The organism is Mesorhizobium sp. LCM 4577, assembly GCF_001854795.2.
GTDB classification, from domain to species: Bacteria; Pseudomonadota; Alphaproteobacteria; order Rhizobiales; family Rhizobiaceae; genus Mesorhizobium; species Mesorhizobium plurifarium.
The window spans coordinates 778,512-793,006 of record NZ_MDDU01000001.1; the positions used below are offsets into that span (position 1 = coordinate 778,512).

General features: G+C 64.3%; 15 protein-coding genes. 6 read left to right on the top strand and 9 right to left on the bottom strand.

All coding sequences use genetic code 11. The annotated features are described in order from the left end of the window. The first annotated feature begins 319 nt into the window (after nucleotides 1–319). The 3 genes from LCM4577_RS03705 (at nucleotide 320) to nhaA (ending at nucleotide 3,979) form a co-directional block, all read left to right on the top strand. Nucleotides 320–1,645, top strand: coding sequence for an ActS/PrrB/RegB family redox-sensitive histidine kinase (locus LCM4577_RS03705; protein WP_041001252.1), 1,326 nt, complete (start codon nucleotides 320–322; stop codon nucleotides 1,643–1,645). Between the two features lie 232 nt (nucleotides 1,646–1,877). After that, complete coding sequence (locus LCM4577_RS03710; RefSeq protein WP_040993706.1) at nucleotides 1,878–2,441, top strand: ActR/PrrA/RegA family redox response regulator transcription factor; 564 nt, start codon at nucleotides 1,878–1,880, stop codon at nucleotides 2,439–2,441. A 341-nt stretch (nucleotides 2,442–2,782) separates the two neighbouring features. Beyond that, nucleotides 2,783–3,979, top strand: a complete 1,197-nt coding sequence (nhaA, locus tag LCM4577_RS03715) for a Na+/H+ antiporter NhaA (RefSeq protein WP_071069666.1) — start codon at nucleotides 2,783–2,785, stop codon at nucleotides 3,977–3,979. Nucleotides 3,980–3,982: 3 nt separating this feature from the next. Here the strand turns inward: nhaA and LCM4577_RS03720 are convergent, their stop codons facing one another. The 4 genes from LCM4577_RS03720 to LCM4577_RS03735 form a co-directional block, all read right to left on the bottom strand. Next, nucleotides 3,983–5,023, bottom strand: a complete 1,041-nt coding sequence (locus tag LCM4577_RS03720; RefSeq protein WP_083354635.1) for an RNA polymerase subunit sigma-70 — start codon at nucleotides 5,021–5,023, stop codon at nucleotides 3,983–3,985. 43 nt (nucleotides 5,024–5,066) lie between these two features. Further along, nucleotides 5,067–5,813 (bottom strand): SDR family NAD(P)-dependent oxidoreductase, encoded by a 747-nt coding sequence (locus LCM4577_RS03725; protein ID WP_071036410.1) that lies wholly within the window; start codon nucleotides 5,811–5,813, stop codon nucleotides 5,067–5,069. A gap of 179 nt (nucleotides 5,814–5,992) precedes the next feature. Further along, a complete protein-coding gene (locus LCM4577_RS03730; RefSeq protein WP_052458165.1) occupies nucleotides 5,993–6,493 on the bottom strand; it encodes an MmcB family DNA repair protein in 501 nt (166 codons plus the stop codon). 1,177 nt (nucleotides 6,494–7,670) lie between these two features. Then, nucleotides 7,671–7,907 carry a hypothetical protein gene (locus LCM4577_RS03735; RefSeq protein ID WP_131803417.1) on the bottom strand — a complete coding sequence of 79 codons (237 nt, stop codon included), beginning with the start codon at nucleotides 7,905–7,907 and terminating at the stop codon, nucleotides 7,671–7,673. Between the two features lie 141 nt (nucleotides 7,908–8,048). On the opposite strand from LCM4577_RS03735, the gene LCM4577_RS03740 reads away from it, so the two are divergent. Continuing rightward, nucleotides 8,049–8,519, top strand: a complete 471-nt coding sequence (locus tag LCM4577_RS03740) for a nucleoside deaminase (RefSeq protein WP_041008124.1) — start codon at nucleotides 8,049–8,051, stop codon at nucleotides 8,517–8,519. Between the two features lie 7 nt (nucleotides 8,520–8,526). Here the strand turns inward: LCM4577_RS03740 and LCM4577_RS03745 are convergent, their stop codons facing one another. Beyond that, entirely contained in the window at nucleotides 8,527–9,315 is a 789-nt protein-coding gene (locus LCM4577_RS03745) for an outer membrane protein (RefSeq protein ID WP_083354620.1), read from the bottom strand. Nucleotides 9,316–9,547: 232 nt separating this feature from the next. Between LCM4577_RS03745 and LCM4577_RS03750 the strand changes: the two genes are divergently transcribed. Next, a complete protein-coding gene (locus tag LCM4577_RS03750; RefSeq protein WP_071069670.1) occupies nucleotides 9,548–10,513 on the top strand; it encodes a helix-turn-helix domain-containing protein in 966 nt (321 codons plus the stop codon). A gap of 6 nt (nucleotides 10,514–10,519) precedes the next feature. On the opposite strand, the gene cueR is transcribed toward LCM4577_RS03750, so the two are convergent. After that, the gene (cueR, locus tag LCM4577_RS03755) at nucleotides 10,520–10,924 is read right to left on the bottom strand and encodes a Cu(I)-responsive transcriptional regulator (protein ID WP_071036406.1); all 405 of its coding nucleotides are present in this window, start codon (nucleotides 10,922–10,924) and stop codon (nucleotides 10,520–10,522) included. Between the two features lie 227 nt (nucleotides 10,925–11,151). On the opposite strand from cueR, the gene LCM4577_RS03760 reads away from it, so the two are divergent. Continuing rightward, entirely contained in the window at nucleotides 11,152–11,769 is a 618-nt protein-coding gene (locus LCM4577_RS03760; RefSeq protein ID WP_040988659.1) for a L,D-transpeptidase, read from the top strand. A 190-nt stretch (nucleotides 11,770–11,959) separates the two neighbouring features. Here the strand turns inward: LCM4577_RS03760 and LCM4577_RS03765 are convergent, their stop codons facing one another. From LCM4577_RS03765 to trpS, 3 genes are all read right to left on the bottom strand, one after another. After that, the gene (locus LCM4577_RS03765) at nucleotides 11,960–12,529 is read right to left on the bottom strand and encodes a NifU family protein (RefSeq protein WP_040994447.1); all 570 of its coding nucleotides are present in this window, start codon (nucleotides 12,527–12,529) and stop codon (nucleotides 11,960–11,962) included. 183 nt (nucleotides 12,530–12,712) lie between these two features. Beyond that, nucleotides 12,713–13,204: a universal stress protein gene (locus LCM4577_RS03770; protein ID WP_040988654.1), complete on the bottom strand. Its 492-nt coding sequence runs from the start codon at nucleotides 13,202–13,204 to the stop codon at nucleotides 12,713–12,715. A gap of 153 nt (nucleotides 13,205–13,357) precedes the next feature. After that, nucleotides 13,358–14,425, bottom strand: a complete 1,068-nt coding sequence (gene trpS / locus LCM4577_RS03775; RefSeq protein WP_040988920.1) for a tryptophan--tRNA ligase — start codon at nucleotides 14,423–14,425, stop codon at nucleotides 13,358–13,360. Nucleotides 14,426–14,495 lie beyond the last annotated feature (70 nt).

Genomic DNA, 14,495 nt, shown 5'->3' on the forward strand with positions numbered 1-14,495 from the left:
GCAAACACCTCGCCACTTCGTCATCCACGGGCGGAGCAAGGAGCGAAGCGACGCGCGTAGACCCGAGGATCCATTCCGTTACCTCGACCGTAGAATGCAGCGGAGCAGAATTCTGCACCGTGGCAACGCTTGGAAGTCACGGAATGGATCCTCGGGTCTGCGCTCCGCTTCGCGTCGCTCCGCCCGTGGATGACGAAGTCGCGAGGCGCCTCGGTCAATCCCGAGTGTTCACGAACGATGAAGCACCGGCTGCCAATCGCTTAGGTCGCCTTTTCAGCACTACTAGCGCTTACCCTCTCGCGGTTATAATCGTAAGTCGATGATCAACATCCTGCGCGCGCCCGATTCCCAGCAAAGCCAGCGGCTGCGGCTTAACACGCTGATCCGCCTGCGCTGGCTCGCCATCGTCGGCCAGAGCATCGCGGTGCTCGTCGTCGCCTATGGGCTGAAATTCCCGCTGCCGGTGTCGATGTGCTTCGCGTTGATCGCCTTGTCGGCCTGGATGAATCTGTGGCTCACCTTCCGCTATCCGGCGGCGCATCGGCTCACCCCGCTTTCGGCCTTCGCCATCCTCACCTTCGACGGCATCCAGCTCACCGGCCTGCTTTACATGACCGGCGGCCTGACCAACCCGTTTTGTGTGCTGCTGTCCGTGCCGGTCGTCATCTCGGCCGCCTCGCTGCCGCTGCGGTTCACCGCGATCCTCGGCGCGCTGGTCATGGTGGCCGCGACGTTGCTGGTGTTCTTTCACCTGCCGCTGCCCTGGTATGAGGGATCGCCGCTGCCGATGCCCTTCATCTATGTCGCTGGCATGTGGATGGCGGTCTTCGCCTCGATCGCCTTCACCGCCATCTATGCCTTCCGCGTCGCCGCGGAAGCGCGCCTGCTCGCCAATGCGCTAGCCGCCACCGAGCTGGTGCTGCAGCGCGAGCAGCATCTGTCGGCCCTGGACGGGCTGGCGGCGGCGGCCGCGCATGAGCTCGGCACGCCGCTGGCCACCATCACCGTCGTCGCCAAGGAGATGGAAAAGGCGCTCGGCAAGGATCCGAAATATGGCGAGGACGTCAAGCTGCTGCGCTCGCAAAGCGAGCGTTGCCGCGAGATCCTGAAGCGGCTGACCAGCCTTTCGTCGGAAGGCGAGGCGCATCTGTCGCGCATGCCGCTCACCTCGCTGGTCGAGGAGGTGACGGCGCCGCATCGCGATTTCGGCATCTCGATCCGGTTGCGGCCCGGCGAGCGTATCGGCCCCGAGCCGGTCGGGCGGCGCAGCCCCGGCGTCATCTACGGGCTCGGCAATCTGGTCGAGAACGCCGTCGATTTCGCCCGCAAGTCCGTCACCGTCAGCTGGAGCTGGGACAATGAGGCGGTCACCTTCACCATCACCGATGACGGGCCGGGATTCCCGGCCGAGATCATCGATCGCATCGGCGAACCCTACATGTCGACGCGCCAGGGCACGGAGGCCGGCGGCGGCCTGGGGCTGGGCTTGTTCATCGCCAAGACCTTGCTGGAGCGCTCCGGCGCCACCATCGATTTCCGCAATTCGAGCGGGCTCGGCGAGGGCGCGGTGGTGCAGATTTCCTGGCCGCGCGGCCTCTTCCTCAACCAGGACCAGGCTTCGGCCACCATGTTCGACAACGCGTAAATCTTGGTTGGACGGTGCTTAAACCTTGCAATTGCCGCATGGCAGCTCTGTTGCCGGCTCTAAAAATTGGACATTGTTCTTGCAGGACTGTATCTGCGTAAAAGTGAGGCATGTCGCCTAAAACCGTGCAGCGGCTTTGGGAAGACGACATGCCCGGAAACAAGGATCGGAAGGGCCCCCCGCCAGAATAGGTTCGGCGCGGTGCGCTTCAGATCAGTAGGATGCCGATAAGATGAGCGGAGACGAAACGACTGGCGCAATGGTCGAGGGCGAGGACACCTCGCTGCTCATCGTCGAGGACGACAAGCCGTTCCTCACCCGGCTTGCCCGGGCCATGGAGACAAGGGGCTTTGTGGTCGAGACGGCGGAGAGCGTGGAAGAGGCGGTCGCCAAGGCGCGCGCCCATCCGCCGGCCTATGCGGTGGTCGACATGCGGCTGGGCGACGGCAACGGCCTCGATGTCGTGGCCGCCATCCGCGAGAAGCGCGACGACGCCCGCGCCATCATCCTGACCGGCTACGGCAACATCGCCACCGCGGTGACGGCGGTGAAGCTCGGCGCCGTCGACTACCTCTCGAAGCCCGCCGATGCCGACGACGTGTTCGCCGCGCTTACCCGCACCTCGGGCGAGCGCGCGGCGCCGCCGGAAAACCCGATGTCGGCCGATCGCGTGCGCTGGGAGCACATCCAGCGCGTCTACGAAATGTGCGACCGCAACGTTTCCGAGACGGCGCGCCGCCTGAACATGCACCGCCGCACGCTGCAGCGGATCCTCGCAAAGCGGGCACCGCGCTAATCAGCGCTGAGCGCGCAGTGTTATGCACCTCCAGGCCGGCCTTGGTCCGGCTTGCAGTAAAGATGCCAACCGCCAAGGCCGGCGCTGCCCCTCATCGCCCTGCCGGGCACTTCTCCCCGTATGGTGACGGGGAGAAGGGGCCGTCCGAAGCCTTGGCGCTTTTCTTGCAACGTTGGCGATTGGCGAAACCGCCGGCGACAGCGCCCTTCTCCCCGTTCCACGGGGAGAAGATGCCGGCAGGCAGATGAGGGGCGGCGCCGGCGTTCGCAAAATTGTGGCGCTTGCCCGGCCGTTGAAGTTTGCGCATCATCGCGCCGCCGAAAGGGAAGCGAGGAGTCGAAATGCAGGCTTTGGATCAACGGCCGAGATCGATCCTGCGCGAGTTCCTCGACGGCGAGGCCGCCGGCGGCATCATCCTGATGGTGGCCGCGGCCCTTGCATTGATCGTCGCCAACTCGCCTTTGGCCGAGACCTATTTCGCCGTCCTGCACGCCTATCTCGGGCCGCTCAGCGTCTCGCACTGGATCAATGACGGGCTGATGGCGGTGTTCTTCCTGCTGGTCGGGCTGGAGATCAAGCGCGAGATGCTTGACGGACAGCTCTCGACCTGGCCGCGCCGCGTGCTGCCGGGCATCGCCGCCGCCGGCGGCATGGYGGTGCCGGCGCTGGTCTATGTCCTGATCAACCGCGACAATCAGGCGGCGCTCTCCGGCTGGGCGATCCCCACCGCCACCGACATCGCCTTTGCGCTCGGCGTGCTTTCGCTGCTCGGCAGCCGCGTGCCCGCCGCGCTGAAGGTCTTCCTCACCGCTCTGGCCATCATCGACGATCTCGGCGCCGTCGTCATTATCGCGCTGTTCTACACCAGCGGCCTGTCGTTCGCCTATCTGGCCGCCGCCTTCGTGGTCATTGCCTTGCTCGTCCTGCTCAACCGCATGCGGGCCATGAAACTCTGGCCGTATCTCCTGCTCGGCGTCGTCTTGTGGGTGCTGGTGCTGAAATCGGGCGTGCATGCCACGTTGGCCGGCGTCGCGCTGGCGCTCACCATCCCGCTGGAGCGTTCTCCCGGCATCAGCCACGATACGGGACATTCGCCGCTGCACCGGCTGGAGCACGGCCTGCACAAGCTCGTGCCCTTCATCGTCATCCCGATCTTCGGCTTTGCCAATGCCGGGGTCTCGCTCGGCGGCCTGAGCCTTGCAGCCCTTGTCGAACCGCTGACGCTGGGCGTCGCCGCCGGCCTGGTTCTCGGCAAGCTGGTCGGCGTTTTCGGCTCCTCGGCGCTGGCGATCCGGCTCGGCCTCGCCGACCTGCCGGTCAATGCCGGCTGGCTGCATATGCTGGGCATTTCGCTGCTGTGCGGCATCGGCTTCACCATGAGCCTGTTCATCGGCCTGCTCGCCTTCGCCGCCGACCCGGCGCTCCAGGACGCGGTGAAGGTCGGCATCCTCGCGGGGTCGCTGGTTGCCGCGCTGCTCGGCGCCGCCGTGCTGCTGACGGCACCGGCGGCCGGCGGGGCGGAAGAAGATCTGGGCTGATCCTCAGGACGCAACTGGCTCCGGCGGCAGGCCGAAGGCCGCGAACAAGGCGGGGCCGAGCGGCGGGACATAGATCGTCAGCGCGGCGATTCTGTCTTCGGCTGGTTCGATCACATGCAGCGAATGCGGCCGCCAGGCGGAATCCTGGCGGCCGAGCGCGTAGACCCCCACGGCCGGCTGGGCGTTGGCGCCGATGGCCACCGCTCGATAGGCGGCAAAATTTCCCCAGACGGTTCGGAGGAAAGCGCCGACGGCCGGGCGCCCATGGTACCATTCCCGCCATGGCGGCATGTGGTAGACGGCGTCCTCGCGCAGCAGGTCGACGAGTCTGTCGAGATTGTCGGCCTGCCAGGCCTGCATATAGCGTTCGAGCAGCACGCCTTCGTCCGCGCTGGGTCGCGACCGCTGCGTCGTGCGCACCTGGCRATTGCCCAGCGTCGCGCGGGCCCGCTGCAAGGCGCTGTTGATCGAGGCCGTCGATCCGCCGAGCAACTGCGCCGTCTCGATGGCGGACCATCCGAGCACATCGCAGAGCAGCAGGGCCGCGCGCTGCCGCGGCGGCAACAACTGGATCGCCGCGACGAAAGCGAGCCGCACGGCCTCGCGGGCCTCGTAGCGCGCTTCCGGACCAGGCCTGTCGTCGGCAATATCCGGGAGCTCCACGTCCGGATATGGATCCAGCCAGGCGAGCTCCGCGGTCGGGCCACCGTTCGCGCCTCCTTCGGAGGGCGACCGTCCAGGCTGTTCGAGAATGCGCCCAGCCGACGACCGTGCCTTGATCGCGTTGAGGCAGCTCTTGGTGGCGATCGCGTAAAGCCAGCCGCGCGCCGAGCCGCGCCCGTCGAATTGCGACCGCGCGCGCCAGGCCTTGAGGAACGTCTCCTGGACGAGATCGTCCGCCTCGTTGAGCGAGCCCATCATCCGGTAGCAATGCAGCTTGAGCGCGCGGCGGTGGGCGACGGTCAGGCGCTCGAAGGCCAGCCGGTCGAGCACCGGCTGGCCCGGCCGGCCCAAAGGCTCGATAGGGCCGGCAGCATCAGTCATGGGAAGCCCCGGGGCGCTGAATCCGACCCGCATCCTGCGCGCCTCATGCCGCCGCCGCAAGGCCGCTGCCGCTTACCGTGAAGGAACTGCCCTGCGGCTTGCCTGTCGCGAGCTCGACCACCGCCCGTCCGACATCGTCCGGCGTCTGCATGTCGCTCAAGCTGGCGAGGAAGTCGGCCGGGCGGATGCCCATATAGGCGGCGATGCTGTCGATGCCGCGATCGCCGACCCCGGTGCCCGGCATGATGCGGGCCGGCGAAAGCGCCATGAAACGCAGGCCGAGGCCGAGCTTGTCCGATTCCTTCTGGCAATGGCCGGCCAAAAATATCTGCATGCGCTTGGCGCCGGCATAGCCGCCCGAATTCGGCGGGCCGCCGGTGATGGCGGCGCCGCTGGCAATCAGCACCACCCGGCTGCCCGCTTTGAGTCGACCCTTGAGGGCTTCGCGGCAGAACAGGAACGATGCCTTGACGTCCATTTCCCAGTTCGCCGAGAAGACGTCCCAGCTCTGCTCCTGGATCGGCGCGGCAGCGGCGAGCGCCCCCGCGCAGACCACCAGCAGGTCGGGCGCCAGCGCATCGAAAACCGCCTGCGGCGCGGCTTCCGCCGTCGCATCCGCGGCCAATGTCTTCAAGCCCGGGCGTTCCCAGGCAAGCTGCTTCAGGTCGGCGGCGCCTCGGGCGACGGCAAGCACGGTCGCTCCCGCGCCAAGCGCGGCTTCCACGATCGCGCGGCCGACGCCCCGGCTGCCTCCGACGACGACGACATTCTGATTTTGCAACGGTTTCATGTGATCACCTCTTCCAGGCCGCCGGCCATCCGGACGCGCCTGTAGGTGAAGACAATCGGGATGAGCGAAAATCATCGGTGCGAGATGAAAATTCTTGCCGGCCGCAGGCGAGGGGAGGTTCGAGCCTGGCCCCACGCCAGACGTCAAGGACCCCGGCACCTAATCCTCGGGAAAAGAACCTATTCGCTCTCGCCGTCCAGCGCCGGCACGGCGACGCCGGCAAGCTCGGCTGCCAGGAGCCGCGCGGCGCCCGCCCGCGCGATCCGCAGCATCAGCGCCTTGCGCGTCGCGGCCGCCATGCGGTGCTCCGGCGCATCGCGCAGGATCTCCGCGCCGTAGCCGTCGGAAAGGATGAAGCCGCATTCCTCGGGAAAGATGTCAGCCGGCACGCCGGGATGGGTGGCGAAGAAGAAGCGGTCGGAGTGCAGCCGGTAGTCCGGCCATTTGCGGTCGACGCGAAAATCCTCGATCGAGGATTTGATCTCGATGATCCAGATGTCGCCCTGCCTGGTCAGCGCGACGAGATCGGCGCGCCGCCCGGTGGCCAAAGACAGCTCCGGCAGCACATGCGCGCCCATTTCGGTGAGCAGCCGCTGCACGCCGCGCCGCACCAGCATGGCCCGCTCCGACTGGCGGCCGTCGATCAACGGGTTGAGGGGAATCGGGGAAACGATGGGCATGGGACGCACCATGCCAGATTTTGTTCACGGTTTGAACCCGCAATGGGCGCACGATTATATATTTTGAAAAGCCGGGAGCGCTGATACGAAAAGCGCATGAGGCAACCCAATAAGTTTATGATGCGAGCCGTTGTAATCGCTATGGAGCTTGCTCTAGCCTGGCTGGTTGCCCAATCCCTTTGGACAAGCCGGATTCCTTTCAAGGATCACCCCATAGAGCGAGCCCTTGACCCATTTACTTACTGGGTCGAGTTGGCCTTAATGGCGTTCGCTATGGTAACCGTGCCGCTCTGGATGCTCTACCGAGAGCGGCAAGGGCGCTAAAGCCTACTTAGACCCACCCGCAGACCAGCGGTTTGACCTCTAGCTGCGATTGTATTTTACAATACTTAACCGCCCGGCGATAGGTTTCTACCTTGGGTTTTGAACCGGGGAGCGGCCATTTGGATTGGCAATCTATAGCAAAAGGATGGCGGCGGTTCTGGTCGGAACGGCTCGTAAAGCAGGAAGACGTCGAGACTCGAGACTTCACGCTATCGTTCAAAGTTTATCGTTCTGACGATGGTGCGCAGACATGCCGTATGAGTTTTCATACGGCTGGCGATGCATAGTCTTTCCAATTCCCGATGGTGATGTGGACCGCTTTATCCAAGCCGCTCAGGAAGCTAGGGCACAGCTAGCGACTCAGGCCCAACAAGCGGATGAATGCGGCGTCCTGTGAAAGATATAATCGCCAAAGGGCGGGCGATTATACAGACCGGCGGTCGAAATCCGTCGCTAGTGCGAGGCGACGGGATCCTGCTGTGATCCGATGGCTGGACAAAGGCCGGTTGGGCGCGGGTAACCTTGGGGACGAGCCGGTCCCGCGCTCCAGCGCGATTACGGTGCCGGTTTGTGAGTTCACGATCTAGCGCGACCCGGCCCAAAACGGGGGGAACATTGCCTGACCTCCCACGTTGTGCAGCGCGGCGCATCCCGTAGGACTGGAACACTGCTTGTCGTGCCGCCGTTGGGGATGACCTGACAGCCCGCCCGTGACAGCCATCTCGGGCGGGCCAGCTTTAAGGTGATCTGGCCCAAACCGGCGGATGAATTCAGCCAGATGCACTCCTGAGCTTGGCCATCGAGTCAGTGCGGATTCCTGACAGCCCGTGGAATATGAGGGCTTCGGGGACCCTTATTGCGAATCCGCCGCTCGAAATTCATCCGCCAGGAGCCTGGCCAGGTGGTCGCGGCTCAGGCTCAATGTCTCTTTCAGGAACCACAGGAAGTTGCTCGGGCCGTCCGTCGGCAGGCCGCTTTCCTCAGCCTGGGCGATGACCGCGCGCTGGCGCTCGATCCGCTGTTCGATCTCGCGGATATGCTGCTCGACCCGTCCGATGTCTTCCTGGAGACTCATGGCCGGCAATCTCATTGTGCACAATCGTCAAGATAGCACCAAACCGGAAATGCGTGGAGCGTAAAGCCAAGCGGGATGCTTGGCCGTGGTTCACGCAAGATTAGGTCTTGCTAACCATGCCCCTCGGCAGCAATCTCGCCCTGAGAGGATTTCCCCATGACCCGCGATCAGATGCTTGCCCACCTCCGGTCCGCCGACGCCGTCGCGCGCGAGGCGGCGGTGCATGGGCATCATCCGTTCGGCTGCGTGCTGATCGGGCCGGACGATCGCGTTTTGATGCGGCAGGGCAATCTCGACACGGTGCGCCATGCCGAGACGGAGCTCGCCCGCCGCGCCGCGGCGGCCTATGAGCCTGAGTTCCTGTGGCAATGCACGTTGGTCTCGACCTTCGAACCGTGCGCGATGTGCGCCGGCACGATGTACTGGGCGAATATCGGGCGCCTGGTCTATGGGGTCGAGGAAACCAGCCTCCTGGCGCTCACCGGCGATCACGAGGAGAATCCGACGATGAACCTCGCCTCGCGCACCGTCTTCGCCTCCGGCCAGAAGAAGATCGAGGTCTTCGGCCCCTTTCCCGAAATCGCCGACGAATTGCTCGCCCCGCATCGCGATTTCTGGAAGCGCTGACACGGTCTCAGAAGCTGGCGTTTCCCGCCTCGTTGAATCGGTAGACCAGCGACAGCGAGAGCGTCTGCACGGTCGGTTTGAAGGAAATGGCGCTGTCCGGGGCTCCGGTGGCTTCGACATACATGCCCGCGCTTCTGCGGCCGTAGTCGGCAAAGCGGTATTCGGTCTTCATGGACCAGCCCGGTGAAGCGATGCCCGTGAAGTCGAGCGTGTTCTCGACGCCGCCGCCCACGAACCAACCGCCATAATGTTGCCCCGCAACGCTCAAGGGCACGAGCGGCGCCGGGTCGAGGCCGGAGCCAGTGAACTCGGCGTGGCTGTAGCCGCCATCCACGTAGATCAGCGCGTCCGGAGTGGCCAGTACGCCGAGACGAAGCCCCGCGGCAAAGTTCAGCCTGTTGCTCGTGGTGCCAGAATATTGCTCGAAGGGCGCCTTGATCGAGCCCCTGATGTCGCCGAACTGCGCGTCGGCAAAGGCGCCGGCCACCCAATTGGGGGTGAATTGCCAGTCATAGCCCCCGCCTACGGTGGCGAAGCCGCCGCTGCCGCTGGTCCCCACCGACGGTCCCGGCGCAGGAAAGCCTCCGAAATCGGTGTACTGGTCGGCGCTCCACCAGCCGAACCCGCCGCCGGCGGAAAGATAGAACCCGCTCCAGTCCCGGGCCGGCGCTTGCCTCACGGCGTTCATGTCGGCCGCCCAAGCCGCCGGCGGCAACATGCTTGCGATCACGATACCGGCCGCGTGCAAAAATCTCATGCGAAAGTCCCCGAAATTGATCTTGGCACGTGCAGCCATGGCTGATTTTGCGGCTGCCGTCTTGGACGGACGGGCTCCGGCATTGGATGGGCGGGCGCGGTTTGAAATCGATTGGGAATGTGGCGCGGCTGCAACGAACACCGATCCAAATGATCACAGCTTGGACCGGGTGGCTCTAGGATTGGACTGGGGAGCCTTTTGGCTTCTTTTTGGTCGACCCCCGCTGGCACAGTCGTGCTAGGCTGAGAACGGGGCAAACAGATTTCCATCCATGCAGAAGATCGATTTTTCGTCGGCCAGCCTGCCAGCGCATCTGAGCGACAGGGATCGCTTTCGCCTCTGGCGCGACATGTGGATGGAGCAACTTGGCAATGCCGAGATCAGGCATGCCGAGGACAAGCCTTTCGCGACGGCGACGAAGATGCGCTTCCTCGGCGAGCTTCGCGTCGGCCTGTTCGAGACCACGACCGAATACTATGTGCGCACGCGCCGGCATGTCGCCAACGACCGCGACGATATCTTCGTCGGATTCTACCGCAGCCCCAAGCCGCAGATATGGTCGGTCGCCGATTGCGATCTGTCGCTGCGGCTCGGCAACGGCATCGCCTACAACGTCGCCCAGCCCTGCCGCAGCTTCACCGACGGCGTCACGTCATGGGTCCTGGCCTCCATCCCCCGCGCCTCGTTGCTGAGACAGGTGCCGCATGCCGACGACCGCCCGGTGACGCGGCTCGACCCGGCAAGTCCCGCCGTGCGCCATCTGGAGCGCATGATCGACTTCCTGCTTCGATCCGAGGAGGTGGATGAGGAGCCGGCGCTTTCGCGGCAGGCCGGAACGGCGCTGGCCGATCTGATCGTGCTGGCGCTGGGGGCCAAGGGCGATGCCGCGGAGATCGCGATCGGCCGCGGGCTGCGCGCGGCGCGGCTGCGTGAAGCTTTGGCGRTGATCGAGTTACGCTTCACCGACCCGGCGCTGTCGACGGAGATGGTGGCCCGTGCGATCGGGCTTTCGCGTCGATATCTCAACACGCTTCTGCTCGAGAGCGGCAGCACCTTTGCCGAGCGCGTGCTGGAGCTACGGCTGCGCAAGGCATGCGCCATGCTGTCGGACATCCGCAACGACGCCACGAAGGTAAGCGACATCGCGCTCGCCGCGGGCTTCAACGACGTATCCTATTTCAACCGGCGGTTCCGGGCTCGCTTCGGCGCCTCGCCCACGCAATATCGCGGCGGGTAATTTCTTTCAGGCGGATACTTGGTCCGCCGCGCCCGCCATGTCGTCCAGGATCGGGCAGTCCGGCCTGTCATCGCCATGGCAGGCATGGATGAGCTTCTGCAGCGTCGAGCGCATCGACTGCAATTCACGCACCTTCTCTTCGATCGCCCTGACATGGGCGGCGGCGATCTCGCGCACGTCGTGGCTGGCGCGGCCACGATCCTCATAGAGCGCCATCAGCTGCCTGCAATCTTCGATTGAGAAGCCGAGATTGCGCGCACGGCGCAGGAAGGCCAGCCGATGGACGTCGTCGCCGGAGTAGTCGCGATAGCCGTTCCCGGCCCGCGCCGGGCGGATCAGGCCGATCTCCTCATAGTAGCGGATGGTCTTGGCCGGCAGGCCGGAACGCTCGGCGGCATCACCGACATTCATGGCACTCTCCTTGGACTCCAGGCGGCTCTATGAGCCGCCTCATTGATTTTGTTTCACAATCCTGTGAACCCTGTTGCCGAAATGCCGCAGTTCGGCACTTACCGGCAGGTAAGGTCTTGCATATAGGCAGTGCGCGCTTGGCAAGCAAAAGAAATGCCAGCATGAATGATGGCAGCAAAGCGGCCGACTCGTGCCGCTGCCATAGAGACGGGGCGTCGGACCTATTCATGCGCTTGAAGTCATTTGCAATCCTCGCCGCTCTTGCGCTGTCGACCGCGATCAGCGGGTGCAGCACCATCGGYGGGCAAATGTTCACCAACAACTATGGCGCGATGACCGATGCCGGCTATCAGCTGCCGCGCATCCCGATCGAAAAAGTCCCCGCCAGGTATCACCGCCAGGAAGTGCGGTATGACTCCCCCGAGAAGCCGGGCACCATCATCGTCGATACCCAGAACAAGTTCCTTTACTTCATCGAAGGCGACGGCATGGCGATGCGCTACGGCATCGGCGTCGGCCGCGAAGGTTTTGAATGGCACGGCACCGCCCATATCGCGCTGAAGCGCGAATGGCCGACCTGGACGCCGCCGGCGCCGATGATCAAGCGCCAGCCCGAGCTCGCCAAATTTGCCGGCGGCATGGAGCCGGGTCTGAAGAACCCGCTCGGCGCGCGCGCCATGTATCTCTTCAACAAGGGCGGTGACATGGGCTACCGCCTGCATGGCAGCCCGGAATGGTTCTCGATCGGCAAGGCGATGTCGTCGGGCTGCATCCGGTTGATGAACCAGGATATTATCGACCTCTACGACCGCACGTCGGTCGGCGCCAAGGTCATCGTGATGTAAGGACCATGATCCCGAAAGGTGGAAGCCGGTTTTCGGAAAAGATCATGGTCAACTAAAGAGTTTCGCAAGCGGACCGTCTAGGCAACAACAAGACGTCCTGAAAACAAAAAACCGGGCTGTTGGGGCCCGGTTTTTTGTTTTCTGCGTTCTGGATCAGAACTCGCTCCGCCGCCACGCGGCTGGCGGACTCTCAGGCGACTTGCTCGACCTGCTGCACCTCGGGAACGAAGTGACGAAGCAGGTTCTGGATGCCGTGCTTCAGCGTCGCCGTCGACGACGGGCAGCCGGCGCAGGCGCCCTTCATATGCAGGAACACCGTGCCGTTCTCGAAACCGCGGAAGGTGATGTCGCCGCCGTCCTGCGCGACGGCCGGACGCACCCGCGTATCGAGCAGTTCCTTGATGGTCAGCACCAGCTCCTCGTCGGCCTTGTCGTAGAACTCGCCGGTCCCGCCGGCTTCGCTCGCCGGAGCGGCCGAAGCCATGACCGGCGCGCCGGACATGAAATGCTCCATGATGGCGCCGAGTATCGCCGGCTTCAGATGCTGCCAGTCCGGGCCGTCCTTGGTCACCGTGATGAAATCATAGCCGAAGAAAACCCCGGTGACGCCCGGGATCTCGAACAGCCGGCCGGCCAGCGGCGAGGCCTCCGCCGCGGCTTCGGCGTTGCGGAAATCGGCGGTGCCTTCGCGCAGCACTTCCTTGCCGGGAAGAAACTTCAACGTCGCCGGATTCGGCGTCGATTCGGTCTGGATGAACATGGGTATCTCCAGGCCCTTCGCGGGCCGATAGTTTGGAATAGTTCTAAATAGGCTCTATCGGCTGGACATTCAAGCGAAACGCGTCGCTGCGAACGGCTGGCTGGCGGAATGTTTTATCGCCTCCGCCATGAGTTTTGAAGTGGGTCGCGGTGGTCGGGTTGGCGGTCGCCCGATTGAGATGGCTTAAGCGAGACTGTCGATCTCTTCGTCGGACAGGTTCTGCGGCACCACCGTCACTGGAATAGGGAAAGCCGCGCCGCGGCCGGCAACCGCGCTGACCAGCGGTCCCGGGCCTTCCTTGCCGGCGCCGGCCGCCAACACCAGGATGGCGATGTCCTGATCGTCCTCGATCAGCTTGTGGATCTCCTCGGTCGGCTTGCCTTCGCGCACGACCAGTTCCGGCTCGATGCCGACGCTCTGACGCACCTTGTTGGCGTAGCCGTCGAGTGCCCCGCGCGCCGTCGCGTTTGCTTCCTCGCGCATGATCTTTTCCACGCCCAGCCAGTGCTGGAAATCGTCCGGCTCGATGACATAGAGCAGTACCAGCACGCCGCTGGTGTGCTGCGCCCGCTTCGAGGCATAGGCGACGGCGCGCTCGCATTCCGGCGTGTCGTCGATGATCGCCAGGAATTTTCTGCGATGCCCGGCTTCGCGGCTGAGGCGTTTGGAGACCATGTCTATCTGCTCGGTATGGTTTCAGCCGCAATCTGCCACCGCCACGGACCGGCGGCAAGCCGCCGGCCGGTACGGCAATGGTCCCAGAGCAATTCCAGGAAAAGTGTGTAGCGGTTTTCCGTCCGGAATTGCGTCGAAACAACTACTTGTCGATCAGTCCTGCAGCAGGCCGATGATGTCGCGAACCGTCTTCATCGTGCCCTCGGCGATCGCGCGGGCGCGGTCGCCGCCATCCTTGAGCACGGCATCGACATAGGCGCGGTCGCCCTCGATGCGGCGCATCTCCGCAGCGATCGGCGCCAGCTTTTCCACGGCAAGGTCGGCAAGCGCCGGCTTGAACACGGAAAACTGCTGGCCGCCATATTGCTTCAGCACGTCTTCCTTCGAGATCTCCGCCAGGCCGGCATAGATGCCGACGAGGTTTTCCGCCTCGGGCCGGCTTTCCAGCCCGTCGATCTCGCTCGGCAAGGCCTCCGGATCGGTCTTGGCCTTGCGGATCTTCTTCGAGATGGTGTCGGCGTCGTCCGTCAGGTTGATGCGCGAGAGGTCAGACGGGTCCGACTTCGACATCTTCTTGGAACCGTCGCGCAGGCTCATGATGCGCGCCGCCGGGCCGCCGATGACCGGTTCGGTGATCGGGAAATAGCCGTTCACCGTCTCCTCGCCTATCCTCATCTCGACGCCGACGCCGAGCGCCGCGATCTTCTCGGAGAAGTCGTTGTTGAATTTCTGCGCGATATCGCGGGTGAGCTCCAGATGCTGCTTCTGGTCCTCGCCCACCGGCACATGGGTGGCGCGGTAAAGCAGGATGTCGGCGGCCATCAGGCTCGGATAGGCGAGCAGGCCGAGCGAGGCGTTCTCGCGGTCCTTGCCTGCCTTGTCCTTGAACTGCGTCATGCGGTACATCCAGCCGATGCGTGCCACGCAGTTGAAGATCCAGGCCAGCTCGGCGTGCTGGATGACCCGCGACTGATTGAAGACGATGTGCTTCTTCGGGTCGATGCCGGAGGCCAGGAACGCTGCGGTGATCGAGCGCGTCTGGTCGCCGAGGTCCTGGTGCACGAGCTGCGCCGTCAGCGAATGCAGGTCGACGACGCAATAGATGCAGTCGGACTGTTCCTGTAGGGCGACGAATTTCTTGATGGCGCCGAGATAATTGCCGAGATGCAGATTGCCGGTCGGCTGGACGCCCGAAAAGACGAGTGGCTTGAAGGCGGTCATGATGTCCTCATGGCTTGTGGAGGGCCGTTTCGCGCGCGGCGAAAGTCTTTCGACGGCGCGCTTATGAACG